Origin of the sequence: Tetragenococcus solitarius NBRC 100494 (assembly GCF_001544195.1) — a bacterium.
GTDB lineage: Bacteria > Bacillota > Bacilli > Lactobacillales > Enterococcaceae > Tetragenococcus > Tetragenococcus solitarius.
Window position 1 is genome coordinate 1 of sequence record NZ_BCPY01000005.1, and the last position, 13,745, is coordinate 13,745.

Consider the following 13,745-nt stretch of genomic DNA (forward strand, 5'->3'; position numbering starts at 1 on the left):
ATATATACTGTCGAACTTTTTACTTAGCGAAAAAATCTAAAATTGTTTGGTAGACAGATTCTTGATCAACTTCATTGATAACTTCGTGTTTCATATCAGGAAAATTAAGCATTTTTACATTCGTATAGCCAATTTTGCGTAGAGTCTTTTTCGTATCGGATAAACCTTTTACACCACCTGTAATAGTAACATCTTCTGACCCAGTAATACTCAAAATAGGTAAATCAGAATTCTGACAGGTAAATAAGTGCGTCTCTTTCAGACGACGGACTCCTTCCCAAATGGTTGTAACTCCCAAATTATTATATCCAGGCAGCATACGTGGATCACGCAAGGCCTTTTCTACTTGTATTTGATCGTTCGTTAGCCACCTTTTATCCGTCGAACCAAAGCGAGTTAATTTTTTTATAACCCAAGAATAACTTTTTTTACCTGCTAATAGATCGGAAAAAAGTGCAAGAATAACGCCATATTTGGCTTTTTTCTCGTACTGGACGGTCCCTGTCATTAATAGTTTAGCAATCATTTGATCATTTTTTTGTAAATATAAACGTGCTAGAACTGAACCAAAAGAATGACCATAAAAATAAACATCTAGATCGGCAAAACGTTCATTAATAAATTGGGGAATCTTAAGCTGATCATTAAGCATGCGCTTGATACCAGGCATCTGGCCTAAAGGATTCTTTTTATCTATAGACTCTCCATGACCACGATTATCACTCAAAATAACTGCAAAACCATTTTTGGCTAAAAAAGCTGCCAAATGGCTATAACGCAGCCGATGTTCTAATAGTCCATGAATAACTTGTATTGCAGCTTTTACCGGCTGTTTTTTTGGTTGAAATATTGTAAGTGCTAGTGGCAAACCATCACTAGCGATTAAATAAATATCTTCTTGAGTGAACTTTTCTGAAACAGCTTCTTCTACCCTTTCTGGTAGAGCGACTTTTAAAGTGATGTTTTCCGGCTGGTTTCTAAATAAAAAGTAGCCAGCTAAACCAATAAAACTACTAAAAAGAAACTTGTTCTTTTTCAAATCTCCTCTTCCTCCTTTCACTATTACCATAATATACCAATCTTTGTTACGCTTAATTATAACACAATCGATTCTTTCTATAGAGCGTAATTTTAATAACAAAAAACGATTCTCTTTTATTACCACCCACTTAATATTAATGATGTAAATATAAAAGAAGCTTTTCAAACCGCCTTGTGTTTCTAAAAAAAGAAAATATATGAAGTTTGTCTTTTTTTTGACCAATATCAAGAAAAGTACATCTATTGGTTACCGTTTATCAAATTTTATTCCTTTATATAAAAAAATTCCAAACGAAGTCAATCGTCTGGAATCTTTTAGCTAATAAAATTTTACATGTGAGAAGTAATCATCGTTTCTAATTGGTCTTTTGTTTGTACACCAATTGCTTTATCGACAACTTCTCCGTCTTTTTTCAGAATTAATGTTGGGATACTCATAATACCAAAACTAGCAGGTACTTCTGGGTTTTCGTCCACATCAATTTTTACTACTCGGAACTCATCTTCATCATACTCTGATTCGATTTGTTCTAAAATAGGTGCTTGCATTCTGCAAGGGCCACACCAAGTTGCCCAAAAATCAATTAAGACTAAACCATTTTCTGTTTCTACATTAAAATTTTTGTCTGTTACTGCTTGTGCCATTTTTTGTAACCTCCAATTCAATAGATAAAGTATAGCACCTTCATCCACACTTGCAAATTAACTTGCTTAAAGCTCTTTTCCTATTTAAAATTGACAATCGTTGCTCCATTACCACCTTGATTGGCAGGCGCAAAATCAAAATCTTTTACACTACGATGTTTTTTCAAATAATTGAAGACACCTTTTCTTAAAGCCCCCGTGCCTTTTCCATGAACAATGGTCACTTGCGGATAACCTGCTAAAATCGCAGCATCTAAATATTGGTCAAGTTCATTTAAGGCATCTTCATAGTGTTTTCCTCTTAAATCCAACTGATTGGAAACATGGGGACCAGAGGAATTTAATGTAGATACATGACGTTTAGGTGTAGCTGGTTCTTTAGCTGCAACTGCCTGTAAATCCTGTTCATCTACATCCATCTTTAAAATTCCCAATTGGACTTGCCATTGGTTTTTACCTACTTTGTCTAACAATTCGCCTCGTTGATTATAAGGAATTACTAAAACTTCATCGCCCGCTTTAAATTGCTTTTGTTTTTTTGCTTTCTGTAAGACTTTATTTTTCTTCAGAGCATCTTCTGGCTGCTGTAGTTGATTTAATTGACCTTTAGCTTGAATCAATTCGTTTTCTTTTACGTTTTTCTGTCCGCTTTGTTGTTGCATTTTTCGTAGGTCAGAAATGATTTCATCTGATTTTTCTTTGGCCTGTTGAACAATTTCATTAGCCTTTTCGCGGGCTTTGGCTAATTCATTTTCTCTTTGCTCATAAAAATATTGATAAGCTTCTTCTAGTTCTTTATGCAATTGTTCAGACTCACTCACATAATGACGTAACTCCAAGTACTCAGTTTCAGCCATCTTACGGCGATTTTCTAAGTCTGTAATCATTTCATTTAGATCCTGACTTTCACCGTCCATAATCTGTTTAGCAGATTCAATCAGGGAATGATTTAATCCCAAACGCCGTGAAATTTCAAAAGCATTACTGCGCCCTGGAACGCCAATTAGTAACTTATAAGTCGGACTGAGTGTATCGACATCAAACTCCATAGAGGCATTCACTGTTTTAGGACGATTATAACCATAAACTTTTAACTCAGGATAGTGAGTTGTGGCCATAACATAAGCTTGTTTAGCAGCTAAATCATCTAAAATCGCGATGGCTAAAGCAGCACCTTCTTGAGGATCAGTGCCTGCTCCTAACTCGTCAAATAAGACTAAACTATTCTCATCAACTTTTTCTAAGACTTCAACGATAGTGGTCATATGAGATGAAAAAGTCGATAAATTTTGTTCAATCGATTGTTCGTCACCAATATCCGCAAAAATTTCATTGAAAATTCCCATCTGACTATCTTCACCAGCGGGAATCGGCAAGCCGGCTTGTCCCATTAGCTGTAATAACCCCAGCGTTTTTAGTGTGATTGTCTTTCCCCCCGTATTAGGTCCAGTAATAACGACAGCTTGGTAGTCTTCGCCAATCATAATGTCATTAGCGACCACTTTGGTTTGATCCAAAAGAGGATGTCTTGCTTGTTTAAAATAAACATGATTTTTTTGATTAATAAGAGGAACCACAGCTTTTAAATCCTTAGCATAACGAGCTTTGGCATTCATAAAATCAAATTTTCCAATCACATAAGCATTATGCAAAATTTCTTTACGGTTAGGAACTAATTCTGCTGACAGTTCAGATAAAATACGAGCAATTTCATCTCTTTCAGCAATCTGATATTGACGTAAACGGTTATTTAGTTCCACCACTTGCCCAGGCTCAATGAAAAGTGTTTGACCTGAAGAACTTTGATCATGCACAACACCGCCAAATACATTTCGATTTTCCTGTTTAACCGGAATGACATAGCGCTCATTGCGCATAGTAATAAGAGTATCATTAAGGTAACGGGCCTGTTTTCCGTGAACAATTCCATCTAAATTTTCCCGAATGCTTTGTTCTGTACGTGTAATGTTACGGCGGATGGTTCTAATCGCTTCAGAGGCTTCATCTGTCACGCGACCCTCTTCGTCAATCGCCGTCTTCAATCGTCGTCTTAAAGAAGGCAATGCTGTCAATTGTTCTTGCCAACCATATAAACGGTAAAACTGTATTTCATCTTCTTTAAATTCTTCCAAAAAACGATCCACTTCTGCTGTAGTCGATAAAATACGAGAGATCTGGGATAATTCAACACCGTTTAAGTCAGCACCAATTTCAATCCTTTTCATATGCGGCTGAATATTTTCAATTTTTGGAATTGGGATTCCCCCGCGCAGTCGAAGGACTTTCATCGCATCATCTGTTTCTTCCAAATAAGATGTAATTTTGGAAATTTCTTTAACCGGCATTAAAGCTTGTAATTCTTCCTTACCTTGCTCTGTAACCAAATATTGCGCAATCTGCGTTTTCACTTGATCAAACTCAAGAGTAGCTAAAATAGCCTGATTTAATTCCGCCATTTTTTCACCTACTTTCTTCCTTTCTTTTTAGCGTTAAAATAGAGCAGTTTTGCATACATTTGCAAAAGACTGCTCTACCTATTAGATAATATCGGTTATCCATAATTTATCTAGCATACTAGATAAAAAAGGCGTCTTATCCACAATAAAATCAGCAGTAAAACTTCGAGAAAAAATATTCTGGATTGCATTGATTGGTACCATGGTTAAAACTTTTAAAAAGAATAAAATCGTCAAGTACATTAATATCGTATTTAAAATCCCTGCTACCAGCCAGTCATCTTCTAAGATCCGTTTGAATCGGAGGTTCTTGAGAAAAATCATGACGAATTTGGTAAGCAGCCAGCCAAAAATTAACCATCCCATAAAGGCAACAGCTGCGTAATAAGCCTTATCTAAATCAAAAGATAAAGCTTGGCTGTAATAAACCATTTTGGCATCTGGTGTTACAGATAAATAAGGGACATATAGCTCGATCTTTTGACCCCAACTTTGATAAAGGCTCATTGCAAGAAAAAAGGATAAGATACAACCTACAGTATATACCAACTGCAAAGCTGTTGCTCGTCTTGCACCATTATAAAAAGAAAATAATAATAGTAAAAAGATTATAAAACCAATCATTCAGTCTTCCTTTCTGCTAGCTTTGAGTTACTTTTTGTTGAATACTCTGCTTGCGTTTTTCATTTAAAATTTGTTGCGCTTGTACATGGTTATTCACTCTTATATTGTTGTTTCCCTGTTTTTTTAAGGCTTTCTTTGCTTCTTGTTCCACTTTTTCAATACGTTGAATACGGTTTTTAAGTTCTGCGGCTTCATCGGCTCTTTCCTGTAAAGCCTTGTTCTCTTTTTCTAATTTTAACAATTCCTCTTGTTTTTTTAATTGATCAGATACCGTATTAATAGCAAGTAAGATGGCTGCTTGCTCGCTATCTAGTCCTGCAGACATTTTTTTAATTTCTTTAAGCTGATCGTTAACAAGTTCAGTTACCATTTTCATATGCTTAGGATTTTCATTACTGATGATGGTGTAATTCTGATTTTCAATTACCGCTTTAAATCGACTTTTCTGCTTTGCCACCTTGCTCAGCCTCCCAAACCTATCGGTATTTATTATTATAACACTCTCAATGTTTTTCTTGAAAACACCTTACCATTATAAAGGAAAACTTTAAATTTTTCCATGCATTCATTTATTTTACTATATTTCATTTAAATATGCATTATGCTAAAATAAAACAATCCTATTAGAGAGAAGGAAAGACTCTATGGCAACAACTGTTATTAAGTTATCTCCTCAACAATTAAAAAAAGCCGAACAATACTACAAAGATTACATAACATCTCGTAAAATCCCGCATGCCGCTTTTTTTGCGAAAAAAAAGGGCGTTACTATTACTGCTTATCCTTCTGGCAAAGTGATGTTTCAAGGAGAAAATGAAGACCAAGAAGCTGCATTATGGGAAAATTCGCCGATTCAAAAAAGCAAAACGTCAGGAAGTTTGCCTGCAGGTTTTTCCAAAAAAAGTATCATTGGAAGTGACGAAGTGGGTAATGGCAGTTATTTTGGTCCCTTAGTGGTCTGTGCAGCTTATGTTGATAAAACACACTTAGACGAGCTAAAAAAACTAGGAGTAAAAGATTCCAAAAAGCTAAGTGATCAGCAAATTTTAGCACTTGCTCCCAAGCTAAAAAAGCTGATTTATTATCAAAAATTAACAGTTATGCCAAAAAAATACAATGAAATACAGCCGAAGTATAATGCTGTTCATATGAAAGTAGCTCTGCATAATCATTGTATTGGTCTGTTATTAGAAAAGATAAGTCCGCAACAACCCGAAGCTATTTTAATTGATCAATTTGCGCAAGAATCTACCTATCGAAAATACCTAAAAACTGAGGAAAATCCAGTCACACAAAACCTTTATTTCATTACTAAAGGAGAACAGTATCACTTAGCTGTGGCGGCAGCTTCTATTATTTGCCGCGCCGAATTTTTGGATATATTAAAAAGACAATCCCAGGAAATCGGTATAAAACTTCCTTCAGGGGCAGGAGCACAATCAGATAAAAAAGCAGCAGAAATCATTACAAAAGGCGGTGTCGAATTATTAGGACATTACGCCAAACTTCATTTTAAAAATACTGAAAAAGCACAGAAAATCGCAAAGAGGAATGAACAAAGCGACTTCCACTCACTTCATTAAAAAAAAGAATCTTCAGTGTGGCCACCAACCCAAGAGCCAAACAGAAGATTCTTTTTGCATTAAGCAAATTGAAAAACAATACCGACCAAAGCTGATAAAGCAATAAAAATCACCGGATGTAAATTTTTAAATAATTTATGACGCATAATAAAAAACAATAGAATAGCCAACACAAGTGATTTCCAATTAATAACCCCTAACCAGCCTCCAGCATTATTAAGACTTGAGAAATCAAATAAATCCGACCATACCACAGCAAACCCAGCAGCAGCGATAAGTGCGGTCGAAGCAGGTCTTAACCCATAAAATACAGCCTCTACATAGAAACTTTTACGAAATTTCATTATTAATCCGCCAATCAGTAAAATAATGATAATCGCTGGTGAAACAAGGCCTAAAGTCGCAATAATACCGCCCAAAGGACCCGCTGTTAGATGTCCTGTATATGTCGCCATATTAATCCCAATGGCGCCTGGCGATGACTCAGAAATAGCAATCATATCCGCTAACTGATCATGAGTAAACCAAGCTGTACGATCAGAAATATCATATAAGAAAGGCAAGGTAGCAAGTCCACCACCTACAGAAAATAAGCCTGTTTTAAAAAACTCATAAAAAAGCTGTAAATAAATCATTTTTGTTGCTGCCTCCTTTCAAACAATTTAGCCGCAACTCCGATAACCCCAGCTAAAATAATAAATAATACCGGAGACAAACTAGTAAAGACAGAGAATGTAAAAACAAGTGCAAAGATTAAAATTCCAACTTTATCTACAACGGAATTTTTCCAAAGATTTAAAACTGCGTTTAAAATCAAAATATACACACTTACACGAATACCGGCAAATGCATTTTGAATAATCGGCAACTCAGAAAAATTTCTCATAAACATAGAGATCAGTGTAATGATAATGTATGAAGGAAAAACAAATCCAAGGGGCGCTACAATCCCACCTATTGCGCCACGTTGTTTCTGACCGATGAAAGTTGCAGTATTGATAGCAATAATTCCTGGTGTCGTTTGGCCTATAGCAAAATAATCAACAAGTTCTTCATCCGTTGCCCATTTTTTATTCTTTACAACTTCCCTTTGTAAAATCGGTAGCATAGCGTAGCCACCACCAAAAGTTAACGCCCCAATTCGGCTAAAGGTAAAAAATAAATCGACAAATATGTTCATGATCCTCCTCCTTTAAAATAAACCATGCTATTAAAAGTTTTCGAATTACCTAATGGTTATCAATTGTCATCTTACCATTAAGGTAATAACAAAACCAGAAAATACCAAGTAGAATAACAAATCTTTTTCATTAAATGACTTACTTTGTTAAATGAAGAGTTGTTAAATTGAAAACAGGCGTAAAAACTGAATAATTTGAATTACTTTTATCTTTTATTATTTATTTGTAAAATATTATGAGAGGTGGTTAGTATGAATAATAATAGACCAAAGGAATTAACTTTTACTTTATTCAAGCATGACATAAAAATTGATGCCTTCTACAATATGCTATATCAAATGAATGACATCATCTTAGCCTTATTTTTTATCGCTGGAAGTCTCTTGTTTTTCAAGGAATCCACTAGTTTTTATGGATCGATTTTGTTTCTCATCGGTAGCTTTCAACTTTTAATAAGGCCATTAATTATGATCAGTAGAGAAATCCATATACGCAATATCAAAAATAGGTGAATTTTAATTTTCTAGCGGTTTTCACTTCAAGTAACTATTGTCTATTTTGCTATTTTGGATTATAATAGTTTGTGTTATGCGGGTGTAGTTTAGTGGTAAAACAGAAGCTTCCCAAGCTTCCGTCGCGAGTTCGATTCTCGTCACCCGCTTATGTTTTGAAACGTTGGTAAAACAACGTTTTTTTTTTGAATTTTTTTGTCATACGTAGTACTGATATTCATAGAAAAATTTCTTAATAAATAAATTAGACAAGGAAGTGCCAAAAAATTCTCCATGTTTGAAATAAGAGGCTTTAAATACTCCACCTTCCGAATCACTTTGACGTCTTTATTGCACCACAAAAAAATGGAAGCTAGTTTCAACTAGCTTCCATTTTTTTACTTTTATAGATGAATAGAGTTTATTCTGCGTCTTTTGTCCATTCATCGACTTTATCTTGGTTGTCTTCAATCCAGTTTTTAGCAGCATCCTCTGGATCAGTACCATCTTCAATATCTAACATGACAGTGTTCATATCATCTTCAGTCCATTCGAAGTTATCTAATACACTATAAACTTCTGGCATGTCATCTTCTAATCCTTCACGAACCATTGTATGGATACTTTCAGCATCACCCATCGTTCCTTCTGGATCATCTAGATATTTAAGATCATATCTTTCAAACATCCAGTGTGGAGACCAACCTGTGATAACAATAGGATCTTCGTTTTTGATCGCACTTGCCAATTGTGAAGTCATTGCCCCACTAGAAGATGGAGTTACTTTCCAATCAGATAAGTTATCATAAGTATCCACAGTATCTTCTGCAGCAGAAACTACTCCAGCACCTGGTTCAATACCGATAATTTCCTTATTTGGTACTTGATCATCTAGATCTTCAATCGAATCTACATCCATATATTCAGGCACAACAAGTCCTAATTTCGCTGCATCTGGCAAATTTGGACCTAAGTCTTCCACTTGATCACCAAATTTTTCATATTGGGCCTTATGCGTTACCGGCAACCAACCAGCAACCATACCATCGGATTCGCCATTAGCTACAGCTTCCCACATTACAGAATTATCTAGAGGAGTAGTATTTACTTCATAACCCATGTCTTCTAATACTTGAGCTACAACATTTGTTGAAGCGACTTCTGTATCCCATTCCACATAGGATAGCTCAACAGTTTCACCATTACCATTGCCGCCGCCTTCAGCGTCGTTATCTCCTCCACCATTACTACATGCAGCCAACAAAAATACTGAACTTAATGCTAACATACCTACTAACTTCTTCTTCAAAATAAAACATCCTTTCCAAAATTTTTAAAAATTGTATAACAATTTTTATTAACTGATTTCAAAAAAGACAGGCAAGATGGGCAGAAGCTTTTGCCTTACCGAATCTTAAGCTTATCTTATCCTATTTTTATCCAACTTCTAACGCTTTTTACTATTTAAAATAATAGTTTCAATCTTTTTTTGCGCACAAAGTTAGTTGCTATAATTAGAAATACTCAACGTTTTCTTAATTCTCGTTTGAGCTATTCCCACTCGTATTTAGGTTTTGTGTAAAGCGGTCCATAATAATTGCTAAGATAACAATGGCCAAGCCGTAAACAAAACCATTTCCTACTTGGGAACGTTGTACCGCAGATAGAACGCCTTGTCCTAATCCAGGGGCACCGATCATTGAAGCAATCACAACCATCGATAATGCTAACATCATAGTTTGGTTGATACCGGCAAAGATATTTCCTTTAGCTAGAGGCATTTCTAATTTAAATAATTTTTGCCAAGCAGTTCCACCGAAAGAATCGGACGCTTCCACTAATTCTGTTGGTACTTGACGAATCCCTAAGTTCGTCATCCGTACGGTTGGTGGCAGAGAAAAGATGACAGAAGCAAACACCCCAGGCACCATTCCGATACCAAAGAAAGCTACAGCCGGAATTAAATATACAAAACCTGGCATCGTCTGCATAAAGTCAAGAACAGGCGTAATAATATTTCTTGCAATTTCACTTTTAGACATTAATACACCCAGTGGAACTCCAATAATCACTGAAATCAAACTTGAAATAATTACTAAAGTAAGTGTACTCATTAAATCAGACCATAAATCTTGGTTATAAATAAGCAACAAACCAAGTAGGGTAAATGTCGGCAATTGCCACTTTTTCCCACCTAAGAAAAATGCTGCTACCGTTACAATAACAATAAATAACAAGGGGTGAATCATAGTCAAGCCATTGGTCATTGTATCCATTATGGATTGTCCTAATGATTGCAAGAATGAGAAAAACGCGGACCAGTTTTCCGTTAGCCAATCAACGCCTGTGTCAACCCAATCCGACATAGGAATTTCATTTTGTAGAAAATCAAGCATCTGCGCTCACTCCTTTCTGGTCTACTGTTTCAGTGTTTTCTTTACCGTCTTCACTCTTATCTTCTTCTTTTTCGGTATCTGTCATGGCACCGATGACACTACCACGAACAACGACACCAACTACACGGTCCTCATCATCGACCACTGCCAATGGAGCTGGTGAATTGTAGATCATATCAAAAATGTCCGTCACTAAAGTATCTTTTTGAACTTTTTGTACGTTTTTATCCAACACTTCTTTCAGTGTTTTTTCATTCTTGCGCGCATCCAAGGCGGCTTCTGCCGTCAAACTTCCCTTTAAGTAACGTTTGCGATCGACAGCGATTAACATGCTGATCTCTTCTTTGCGCATCCGTTGTAAAGCAACGTTAGGGCCGTCGGTCTCTGCATTAATCGTTAACGCAGGTTCCATAATATTTTCTGCCGTCAACACTTTCGAACGGTCGACATCTTCCACAAACTCTCGAACAAAATCATTGGCTGGATGAGTCAAGATTTCTTCTCCAGTACCAATTTGCATAATTTCCCCATCACGCATTAACGCAATCCGATCCCCGATTCTTAAGGCTTCGTTTAAATCGTGGGTAATAAAGATAATGGTTTTTTGTACGCGTTCTTGCAAATCTAACAAATCATCCTGCATATCGCGGCGAATTAATGGGTCTAAAGCAGAGAATGCTTCGTCCATTAACAAGACTTCTGGATCATTGGCAAGTGCCCGAGCTAAGCCAACCCGTTGTTGCATCCCACCAGATAATTGATTGGGATATTGGTCCTTAAAAGACAGCAAACCGGAATTATCCAAAGCTTCTTCGGCTTTTTTCTGGCGTTCTTCTTTAGGCACGCCGCGTACTTCTAAACCATACTCCGTATTTTCTAAAACGGTCCGTTGGGGAAAAAGTCCGAAATTTTGGAAAACCATGTTCACTTTGTTTCGACGAACTTCACGCAAGTCTTCTTTGGACATTTTAGCAACATCCGCATCGTCAATATAGACTTCTCCGGAAGTTGGATCAATCAACCGATTAATCATCCGTACCAAAGTGGATTTCCCACTTCCTGAAAGTCCCATAATAACAAAAACTTCCCCTTCTTCTACGTCGAAACTAACATCATGTACCCCGACCGTTGCGCCGGTTTCTTCCACGATCTCTTGTTTGGTTTTTCCTTTTCTAACCAGTTCAAGTGCTTGTTGAGTTCTTCGACCAAATACTTTGGTTAAATGTTCTATTCGAACTTTTTTACTCAAAAGTACTCACTCCTTACTTTTTTATTTTTTCAGAAAACTCTCACGAAAAAAGTGACCATACTAGAGTAACATCCTATTGGCACTTTGTCAAAAAAAAGAGAACAATTTACTTAGTTGTTTTCATTAAGACATTTCTTGCAAAATTTACTGACCTTTTAATGATGGTACCATAATAAAAGCTAAAAATAAAACCGGGCTCATATTTTTATATAAAGAAATGATTGAAAAAAAATGATAGTTAATTGATAATTATATACAAGCTGAATATAAGAAAGAGCGAGATAAGAAAAAGGATAAAAGCGAGATTTCTAATTGAAAATATAAATAAAAAAGTTTTTTCTGTCATGCAAAATACGAACAGATTACCAAGCTTTTTCCTATCATATAAAGAATATAAAATTATCAAAAAAATAAGGAGATACATATTCATTATGGAAAAAATAGTCATTATCGGCGGCGGAATTATCGGTATCACACTTGCGAATTATTTAGATACAACCAAATACACTGTTACTTTAGTAGATGATCAGACGGGTCAGGCAACTAAAGCCAGCGCTGGAATCATCTCTCCTTGGTTGTCTAAGCGTAGAAACAAAAGATGGTATCGATTAGCTAAAGATGGCGCTGCTTTTTTTGAAAAACTAGCAAAGGATATGAGTCTTTCAAATGAGATATTTGCCAAAAACGGAACGATTCTCTTAAGAAAGAATGGACTTGAATCATTAGCTGCTTTAGCCAAAGAACGAAAAAAAGATGCTCCTGAAATTGGTGAAATCCATCTACTTTCTGCAAGGAAAACCGCCGATAAACTGCCCTTATTAGCCCCGCAAGAATCTTTGTTTATCACTGGAGGCGCTAGACTAGATGGTGCATTGTATTTAGAACATATGAAAAAACTAGCAATACAAAAACAGATTCGTGTGATTCATGAAAAGGCAAAATTAAAAAGACAAAATGATCATTGGGAAGTATATACAAAAAATCAGCAGATTTTGGCAGATAAAGTTATACTAGCAGCCGGTCCAAATTGCAAGACATTGTTAGAATCTCTTGATTATCAAGTGGATCTTCGCCCGCAAAAAGGGCAACTACTTGTCTTTAAAACCAATCAAGTACAAAGTAAACAATGGCCAGTTGCCATGCTAGATAATGAAGCGGATTTAATTCCTGCCAATAACGGACAAATTATCATTGGTGCAACCCATGAAGATAACGCCCGGTGGGACCTTCAGCCAACATCTACAGCCTTTGACCAACTGACAAATAAGAGCAAAGATTTTTTACAAGCTCCTGAAAGTCTTTTAAAAAATTCTTTTGATTATCGAGTGGGTACACGAGCTTACACTTCAGACTTTGCCCCATTTTTTGGTGCTTTAATTGATGACCCTTCTCTTTTTGTGGCTAGTGGTTTAGGTTCTTCAGGTTTAACTACCGGTCCTTACATTGGTTATTTATTAGCCAACTACTTTAATACCGGAAGGTGGCCTGACAAAGATTATCAAAAACCGTTAGATACTTACATTCAGAAACATCCTTTTTAAAAACAGGCAGGCCCACCATTCCTTACGAATGGTGGGCCTGCCTGTTTTATTTAATTTTTCTATCCACTTGTTTTACGCCAAAAAGGAGGATAATTCCTTTTCTCGTTAAGGTTAAAGGAGACAATCCGAAAAAGAAGCGGATAAGAAATCGTATCCTCCCATCTAATACGAAAAGTTCCTTTTGTTTGTTGGTAGCCAGAAGCAGTGATTTCTTCACTAAACTTTTTTATAGCTGCAACTTCTGGCGAGACACTAATATGCTTTTGGCTTTTATTAAAAGAAATAATAAATGTTCCTTTACAAATAAACATTGGTTGATTCCATTTAAAAACCAATTGCAATTGGGGAAATTGTTCATGAATATTTTTGATAAGCTCAGTAAATTTTACCCTGTGTTCATCTTTTTCGATTGTCGCAATATATTCTTGTAAATCTTGCATTAGCTACTCCTTTTTATTCCTTGTAGATGGATACTAAAATAAAATATAAAAAAATGCGACATAAGTAAAGATACGGCAAAAATATCCGAACTATATTT

12 protein-coding genes, 1 tRNA gene and 1 pseudogene are annotated in these 13,745 nt (G+C 35.9%); 4 read left to right on the top strand and 10 right to left on the bottom strand.

Going from position 1 to position 13,745, the window contains the following annotated elements; genetic code table 11:
• Nucleotides 1-19: 19 nt before the first annotated feature.
• The 5 genes from TS1_RS02640 to zapA form a co-directional block, all read right to left on the bottom strand.
• The gene (locus TS1_RS02640) at nt 20-1,039 is read right to left on the bottom strand and encodes an alpha/beta hydrolase (protein ID WP_245610097.1); all 1,020 of its coding nucleotides are present in this window, start codon (nt 1,037-1,039) and stop codon (nt 20-22) included.
• Between the two features lie 332 nt (nt 1,040-1,371).
• Entirely contained in the window at nt 1,372-1,686 is a 315-nt protein-coding gene (trxA, locus tag TS1_RS02645; protein WP_068707553.1) for a thioredoxin, read from the bottom strand.
• An 80-nt stretch (nt 1,687-1,766) separates the two neighbouring features.
• A complete protein-coding gene (locus tag TS1_RS02650; RefSeq protein WP_068707555.1) occupies nt 1,767-4,142 on the bottom strand; it encodes an endonuclease MutS2 in 2,376 nt (791 codons plus the stop codon).
• Nucleotides 4,143-4,223: 81 nt separating this feature from the next.
• Complete coding sequence (locus tag TS1_RS02655) at nt 4,224-4,766, bottom strand: CvpA family protein (RefSeq protein ID WP_068707557.1); 543 nt, start codon at nt 4,764-4,766, stop codon at nt 4,224-4,226.
• Between the two features lie 16 nt (nt 4,767-4,782).
• Nucleotides 4,783-5,223 carry a cell division protein ZapA gene (zapA, locus tag TS1_RS02660; RefSeq protein WP_068707559.1) on the bottom strand — a complete coding sequence of 147 codons (441 nt, stop codon included), beginning with the start codon at nt 5,221-5,223 and terminating at the stop codon, nt 4,783-4,785.
• 187 nt (nt 5,224-5,410) lie between these two features.
• On the opposite strand from zapA, the gene rnhC reads away from it, so the two are divergent.
• Nucleotides 5,411-6,349: a ribonuclease HIII gene (gene rnhC / locus TS1_RS02665; RefSeq protein WP_068707560.1), complete on the top strand. Its 939-nt coding sequence runs from the start codon at nt 5,411-5,413 to the stop codon at nt 6,347-6,349.
• Between the two features lie 59 nt (nt 6,350-6,408).
• On the opposite strand, the gene TS1_RS02670 is transcribed toward rnhC, so the two are convergent.
• Together TS1_RS02670 and TS1_RS02675 are read right to left on the bottom strand one after the other, a co-directional pair.
• A complete protein-coding gene (locus TS1_RS02670; RefSeq protein WP_068707563.1) occupies nt 6,409-6,984 on the bottom strand; it encodes a chromate transporter in 576 nt (191 codons plus the stop codon).
• Nucleotides 6,981-7,529 carry a chromate transporter gene (locus tag TS1_RS02675; protein ID WP_068707564.1) on the bottom strand — a complete coding sequence of 183 codons (549 nt, stop codon included), beginning with the start codon at nt 7,527-7,529 and terminating at the stop codon, nt 6,981-6,983. The genes TS1_RS02670 and TS1_RS02675 overlap by 4 nt, the downstream gene beginning before the upstream one ends.
• Before the next feature lie 327 nt (nt 7,530-7,856).
• Between TS1_RS02675 and TS1_RS02680 the strand changes: the two genes are divergently transcribed.
• Nucleotides 7,857-8,042 carry a YrhK family protein gene (locus TS1_RS02680; RefSeq protein WP_281177353.1) on the top strand — a complete coding sequence of 62 codons (186 nt, stop codon included), beginning with the start codon at nt 7,857-7,859 and terminating at the stop codon, nt 8,040-8,042.
• A gap of 78 nt (nt 8,043-8,120) precedes the next feature.
• Nucleotides 8,121-8,191, top strand: a tRNA-Gly gene (locus tag TS1_RS02685).
• A 251-nt stretch (nt 8,192-8,442) separates the two neighbouring features.
• Here the strand turns inward: TS1_RS02685 and TS1_RS12835 are convergent.
• A pseudogene (locus TS1_RS12835) lies at nt 8,443-10,417 on the bottom strand (ABC transporter permease/substrate binding protein).
• Nucleotides 10,410-11,666 (bottom strand): quaternary amine ABC transporter ATP-binding protein, encoded by a 1,257-nt coding sequence (locus TS1_RS02700; RefSeq protein ID WP_068707572.1) that lies wholly within the window; start codon nt 11,664-11,666, stop codon nt 10,410-10,412. Before TS1_RS02700 ends, TS1_RS12835 begins: the two are co-directional and overlap by 8 nt.
• 431 nt (nt 11,667-12,097) lie before the next feature.
• On the opposite strand from TS1_RS02700, the gene TS1_RS02705 reads away from it, so the two are divergent.
• The gene (locus TS1_RS02705; protein WP_068707574.1) at nt 12,098-13,207 is read left to right on the top strand and encodes an NAD(P)/FAD-dependent oxidoreductase; all 1,110 of its coding nucleotides are present in this window, start codon (nt 12,098-12,100) and stop codon (nt 13,205-13,207) included.
• Between the two features lie 59 nt (nt 13,208-13,266).
• Here TS1_RS02705 and TS1_RS02710 read toward each other — a convergent pair whose 3' ends face one another.
• Nucleotides 13,267-13,647 (bottom strand): iron chaperone, encoded by a 381-nt coding sequence (locus TS1_RS02710; protein ID WP_068707576.1) that lies wholly within the window; start codon nt 13,645-13,647, stop codon nt 13,267-13,269.
• Nucleotides 13,648-13,745 lie beyond the last annotated feature (98 nt).